The sequence below is a fragment of the Helicobacter trogontum genome, from assembly GCF_000765905.2.
GTDB lineage: Bacteria > Campylobacterota > Campylobacteria > Campylobacterales > Helicobacteraceae > Helicobacter_A > Helicobacter_A trogontum.
The window spans coordinates 1-6370 of record NZ_JRPL02000048.1; the positions used below are offsets into that span (position 1 = coordinate 1).

Sequence of the window (6370 nt, forward strand, 5' to 3'; positions counted from 1 at the left end):
TCTTGCCTTTTAAACCTAAGCAGATATTACAAAGAGCTAATATGCAAAATTACAATCATACAATATTGCAGCAAAAAGATGTCTTAAAAGCATTGGAGTGTAGTATTAGTTTGACCCCCTATTACAACCCTAACCCCTATTGTAGTGAGCATCTCCCACTAGCACATTGATTAATAAGTGTACTAGAAAATATTCCTCTATCGCCTCTTCTATGCTCTCCATCTCCGCTGCAATTACTTTGTGTAATCATTGTATTAAATGGGTTTTCATGAATGCCTGATATTTGATAGATTCCAAGTGAATATATCGTGCGTGTGCCATCAAGACTTAAACGTCGCATAACCTCATCTACAGAGCTTATAGGCTGCAATAAGGCTTCAAATTGCTCTCTTGTATGGTTTGGTGCGTTTGTTGGTATGATAACTAAACCATTTTCTGTGCGTAAAATAGGCTCTGCATGAGCAGTGCGTCTCGTCCCACTAGCATCACTCCTCACTACAACATACATAAAAAGGGCACCATGTTGGTAAGAAAAAAGGCTATGTATCATATTACGCATAGAATCTCTTTCATCTGTAAAATTCACAATATACCATTGATATTGTGGCAACATTGCAAGACTCATAGCATAAAGACTTCTACGATAGCGGCTAAGGCGATTTTCACCTTGCAAATAAGGCAGATCAAAAAACCGCATAGAATCTTGCAATCTCTGGGCTAACAACGGAAAGCGACTAGAAAAAGAATTAAAAGGATTTTGATGGAATGCTATATCAAAGAAATAACCTCTATTACTTGGCGGTGAGCCAAATGGATATTCCTGCATTTCTGCTATCATTTGATAACTCTGTAGTAAGCATACACCACAAATCCCTATAAGCCCCCTCTCCTCTACGTTTGACGTTGTAGCAATGGCATATAACCTATCAATCCATTCTCGTGTGAGTGAAAACTGAGGGGGTAAGGTACGTTTAGTGCGATTAGATTCTTTTCCAGGTGCTGGGCAATACTCTAAATTATCCCCCAAATTCCCAAATGAGATTCTGTTGTAATAATCCATATCTCTCACAAAGACGAAAGTGGATTTTGGACTATTTGTCGTACTATCATAGCTAGGTTTGATTGTATATGGCACACCCCAACGCGATCCATATTGCGTAATGGTTAAGAGATTGCCTAAATAATCTTTAAGCATACCTTCATTATCAGCAAGTAAAAATGGCTCCCAATACATAGAATCTCTATTGCGTGGGACTGTATCATCGCAATACTTCCAACTCACCCAATTCCAATCTTGAGATTTACTCTGATTACTTTGCATGCAATAAAGTGATCCGCTTGTATTATAATACTGAGCAATATGTCCATTTTCTGGATTATAATAGAGATAATTGAGTGCGCCAATGCCTGCATAGGAAGAATTATTTTGTAAGTAATACAGTGACCAAGAGCTTGAATCTACAAATGTCCAAGCAAGAATTGTTTTAATAGTAAGATTCATAGGTTGAGCAATTGTCTTAATCCATTCGCTCATAGAGTTGTGTAATCTATGGGTATAAAAGCCTGAAGTATTCTTTGCTATAGCAGCATACCATTTTGTATGCACGACTTGAAAACGAGAATCTGCTGTATAAAGCATATTATCTTTTATGGTCCATCGTTGATTTTTATCATTAATTGCACAAGGACGTAATTTGAGATAATCCCAACTGGCAGTCTCTTCATCATCATAGCCTGTTACATGGCTTGGCGCAGAAAGACAAAGCCATGTATTATTAATATAAAAACCAATGCGTTCAAACACATCATACCTTGCAGGTTTAGCATGAGAGCAGTATGCGATATACACATAGCCTTCATTTTGCGTAAATACTGGAGAGTAACAATATTCCCTGCCATCCACTATGACTTGTATTTTTGTGTCTTTTGGCTTATCAGTAGGCTTTATAGTACTTGCGTTAAGTAATCCCAATGATGATAAAAACATCACAATTAACAGTATTTTCAAATGCAATCCTTTCTATAAAATCCATTATATCCACATGTACACAGGATATAATGTTTGCAGTTTCTTCTTGACTAAAATCTCAAAGAAATAGATAATTTATCCATTTCTTTAAGCAATTCCTATGCAAATGACACGAGGTATCCTATTACCAGATTCCCCAATATATTGTTATGATAAGTGAAGCTATAATCAATATAATGCTATTTTAGAATCAATTACGTTTTTCTCCAAGTTATCAAACACACGTCTTTTATTTTGCTCTGACTATCAAAAATATCTTTTACTAACATATACAATAAAAAATCATCTCCATCTATTAAAATGGATATTATTATTATATTCTAAAATATATGGTTTATGTCAATATAATCATAATTGGTATGCAACTTGTATCTCAAACTAGAACAAAATGCAACAAAAACTTACTTTCATATAATTGAGAAGCACCAAGAAATGTGGCAACCAAATATTATTAAATTAATACAAGAATTGGGATAAATACTGCAAATAAATCCTTACATATAGCACCAATATTATTTGTTGGGTATATACAAATCCCCAACCAAAGTAATGCCATAACGATTTGTAAAGCTTACCTTTTGAATCTCTACCTTATTACTAGGCTTAAACACCTTATCCCAAGTCTCTTTTGCTTGTAATGTATTTGCAAAACCAAACATCATAGATATACTGCATATAGCACTTAATAACTTACTTCTCATCTTTGCTCCCATATTTTTTTGCAAGTATAAAAGATGAGAGTAGCTCTAAGTCAAGAGAAAATTATAGAAAAAGTGATAAAAAATAAGTCTTTAACATGACTATCAACATTTGTGTTATACAATAGCAAAAACTAAAAAGGGTAGTGTTTGACTTATGCAAAAAAGCTTGTTAGATTGTAGTATATATAACAAAACAGCATTTATAAATTCACCGTTTAATTATACTGGTTCAAAATTTAAGCTATTGCCATTTATTTTGCCACTATTTCCAAATAATATCAATACAGCTATTGACCTGTTTTGTGGTGGTGGAAGTGTCGGGGTTAATATCAATGCTAAAAAAATATTCTCAATGACAAACAAAGCGAACTTATTAATATCTTTAAACTTTTTCAAATGCAAGACTATGAAAATCTTTTAGATTCTATATTTTACATCATAGATAAATTTAATCTTTCAAAAAGTGATATTCTAGGCTATGAATATTATGATTGCGATAGTGCTAATGGGCTATCAAGTTATAATAAAACCGGATTTACTCAACTAAAAGAATCTTATAATAAAAATAAAAATCCGATAGAGCTTTTTGTATTGCTCATTTTTAGCTTTAACAATCAAATACGATTTAACTCTAAAGGTGCTTTCAATTTACCTTGTGGCAAAAGAGACTTCAATAAAAATATGCAAGAAAAGCTAAAAATTTTTGTAAATACACTGAAAAATAAAAATATAGAATTTAGTTCCATTGATTTTGTTAATTTTGATATTTCAAAGCTTAAATGCGATGATTTTGTGTATATTGACCCACCTTATTTATTAAGTTGTGCAAGCTATAATGAAAATGGATTATGGAGTGAGGAAAAAGAAAAAGATTTGTATGATTTTATGCAAAGATTAGATTCTAATGGGATTAGATTTGCATTTTCTAATGTTCTTTTTCATAAAGGAATAGATCATGTATTGCTTCAAAAATGGTTAGATTCTAACACGCATTTAAAAGTGCATAATTTGGATTTTCACTATAAAAATTGTAACTATCAAACTAAAAGAATAGAATCTAAAGAAGTGTTAATTACAAATTATTAGGGATATTATGGAAGTAAAATATAGTTATTTTGGCAATACAAGCAATAGAGTAAAAAATTTGCTTTATAATTTTGAAACACAACTTATCTTATTTGATGAGCTTTTTAAAAATGCTTCTAAGAATGATATTTGGAGTAATGATTCAGAGCTACAGATTCGCTACTTAGAACTTCTAGAACAACATAATCTTTTAAAATCAAAAAATAAAATTACACATCTTGGTACAAAAGATGCGAGGGTTAAATCAGCTCCGCTTGAGAATTATGGGCTTATCAAAAGAAAAGAAAAGCTAATTACGAAACAAGGATATGAACTTTTAAGCTTAATAGAAAATCAAAGCTACAAGAAAATAAACGATTTTCTACAAATTGATTTAATCTCACTATTTTTTTTTAAATCTAGTTTCTTGTTTCAAAAAGATAACGTAAAAGACTTGTTTTCAAAATATATAAAAGTTTTTCGTTATTTTGAAGGCTCATTAACAAAAGATATTTTTTATTTATTGCCACTTATTGATAATTGTGAAAACACGGAATCTTTTTGCAAAAGTGTAAGAAATGGAAATATAATTAATGAAATTTTGAATAACAATCAGAATTTTAAAAATGATTTGAAATCTTTTCTAAAAGATTTACAAAAAGATTCTCTAGATACAAAATACTTCACAACAGCAAAAGGTGATAAAAGTGCAAAAGATATTATTGAAGCTCTTAAAGTCTTTTTAGATTTTAGACAAAGCAACAACAAGGCTATTTTAAATGGCTTTTTAAAATCAAAAGATACAAAATATAAACGCTTTAAAGAACTTTATTTAGGCTATATCTGTTATAAAACAAAAATAGATGACAAAATCGAGCAATTATCACACTTTTGCGAAGGTGATATTTTAAGTTTTGGCAAGAGATTTTTTAGATTTATTGCTACAAGCAAAATACAATCAAACTTAGATGATTATTTAGATTTGAATAAGAGACACTTAAAGCTTACGGGTATCTTTGATTTTAGTAAGGATTGTGTGAGTGTCAGCATTATTTTTAAAATTATTTTAAAGCATTCTAAAAGTGAAGTTATTTTGAGTACAATAGCGCAAAACGCTATTTCAAAAGATATGCTAAGTAATTATTTTAATGATAGTGAAATGAAATCTTTATTAGAAGAATTTGATATTAAAAATCCTAAAGATTTAAGTAACTATAAAGCAAATTTAGATAATCAAAAACTAGATGTTTTATTAAAAGAGAAATTTTCCAAAGATAAAATTTGTGAGATATTATCTCTTTTTAACGATAGAAATAATGATGAAAAAATCTTTAATCTAGTAACTACGGAAGTTACTATTCCTACTATTTTTGAATATATTATCGCAATCGCTTGGTGTTATATTGATAATTTTAATAAGAATAGAATCTTAGAAGCTGGATTAAGCCTAGATTCTGAAATGTTACCAAAAAGTCATGCAATAGGCGGTAATGCAGATTTTGTATATCGTTATAACAATCATTATTTAATAATAGAAGTAACTTTAACAGAAAAAACAAATCAAAGAAGAGCAGAAATGGAAAGTGTTTCAAGGCATTTAGGGAATTTATTACTAAGCTTGGAAACAAAAACACAAGATCAAAGCTATGGTATTTTTGTTGCTCCATATTTGGATAAAAATGTATTAAATGATTTCAGAAGTAGGCTTACATGTTATTATGAAAATGATACAAGCTTTATTTGTGGAATGAAAATTTTACCTTTAAGCGTAGATGATTTAAAAACAATTTTGAAAACAAATTATACGTATAATGAGTTGTTAAAGCATTTTTATGAACTTTTAAATAGTAAAAATACTTGGGGAAGTAAATGGTATAGCAATGAAATAGCTCCTTTTATAAAAGGTTTAATTAATGCTTAACCTCTCATCTCGTCGCTATACAGGTGCTAAAACAAAGCTTTTAGATTCTATAGATTACGCATTAAAGCAAAGCTTTGATTATACAAAGCATAATAATTTAAGCTTTTTTGATGTTTTTGGTGGCACTGGGGTTGTGAGTGAGTATTTTTTAAAAAAGCCACATTTCAATCAATTTATTATTAATGATTTTTTGCATTCTAACTATGTAATTTATCAGGGATTTTTTAAGCAAGAAGCTTTTAGTAAAGACACGTTAGAAAAGCTAGTCAATGCTTTTAATACAATAGATACTAAAGCACAAAATTATTATTCATCAAATTTTGGAGATAAATTTTTTAGCCTAAAAGATTCGATGAAAATAGGTGTAATACGAGAAGAGATAGAAAACCTAAAAGAATCTGACCAAATAAACACAAAGGAATATTACATTTTGCTCTCTAGCCTTTTATATAGCCTTGATAGAGTAGCAAATACGGTGGGACATTATGATGCCTATCGTAAAAATATAACCTTGCAAGATAGATTTAAGTTCTTGCTTATAGAGCCAATTAGAACAGAATCTAAAATAGAGATTTTTAGAAAAGATTCAAATAAACTTGTTAAAGATTTTATTAAACAGCAAAGGAAAATAGATATAGCCTTTATCGATCCACC

General features: G+C 30.0%; 5 protein-coding genes and 1 pseudogene. 4 read left to right on the forward strand and 2 right to left on the reverse strand.

Annotated elements, in window-relative coordinates; translation table 11 throughout:
* Positions 1 to 136: 136 nt before the first annotated feature.
* Positions 137 to 2008: a DUF1561 family protein gene (locus tag LS81_RS10215; protein WP_034344495.1), complete on the reverse strand. Its 1872-nt coding sequence runs from the start codon at positions 2006 to 2008 to the stop codon at positions 137 to 139.
* Positions 2009 to 2550: 542 nt separating this feature from the next.
* Positions 2551 to 2691 (reverse strand): annotated as a pseudogene (locus LS81_RS12155) (alpha/beta hydrolase); the annotation flags it as partial.
* A gap of 193 nt (positions 2692 to 2884) precedes the next feature.
* Between LS81_RS12155 and LS81_RS12380 the strand changes: the two are divergent.
* The 4 genes from LS81_RS12380 to LS81_RS10235 all read left to right on the forward strand — a co-directional run.
* Positions 2885 to 3151: a DNA adenine methylase gene (locus tag LS81_RS12380; protein ID WP_034346654.1), complete on the forward strand. Its 267-nt coding sequence runs from the start codon at positions 2885 to 2887 to the stop codon at positions 3149 to 3151.
* A complete protein-coding gene (locus LS81_RS10225; protein WP_267892500.1) occupies positions 3127 to 3816 on the forward strand; it encodes a DNA adenine methylase in 690 nt (229 codons plus the stop codon). Before LS81_RS12380 ends, LS81_RS10225 begins: the two co-directional genes overlap by 25 nt.
* Before the next feature lie 7 nt (positions 3817 to 3823).
* Complete coding sequence (locus LS81_RS10230; protein ID WP_034346656.1) at positions 3824 to 5716, forward strand: AlwI family type II restriction endonuclease; 1893 nt, start codon at positions 3824 to 3826, stop codon at positions 5714 to 5716.
* On the forward strand, positions 5709 to 6370 hold a 662-nt coding region (locus LS81_RS10235), incomplete at its 3' end, for a DNA adenine methylase (protein WP_201798953.1). The genes LS81_RS10230 and LS81_RS10235, both read left to right, overlap by 8 nt.

What these genes read in the sequence shown, in the direction of transcription:
- LS81_RS12380 (WP_034346654.1), top strand. Translation starts at nt 2,885, where the DNA reads ATGCAAAAAAGCTTGTTAGATTGTAGTATATATAACAAAACAGCATTT.
- LS81_RS10225 (WP_267892500.1), top strand. Translation starts at nt 3,127, where the DNA reads ATGCAAGACTATGAAAATCTTTTAGATTCTATATTTTACATCATAGAT.
- LS81_RS10230 (WP_034346656.1), top strand. Translation starts at nt 3,824, where the DNA reads ATGGAAGTAAAATATAGTTATTTTGGCAATACAAGCAATAGAGTAAAA.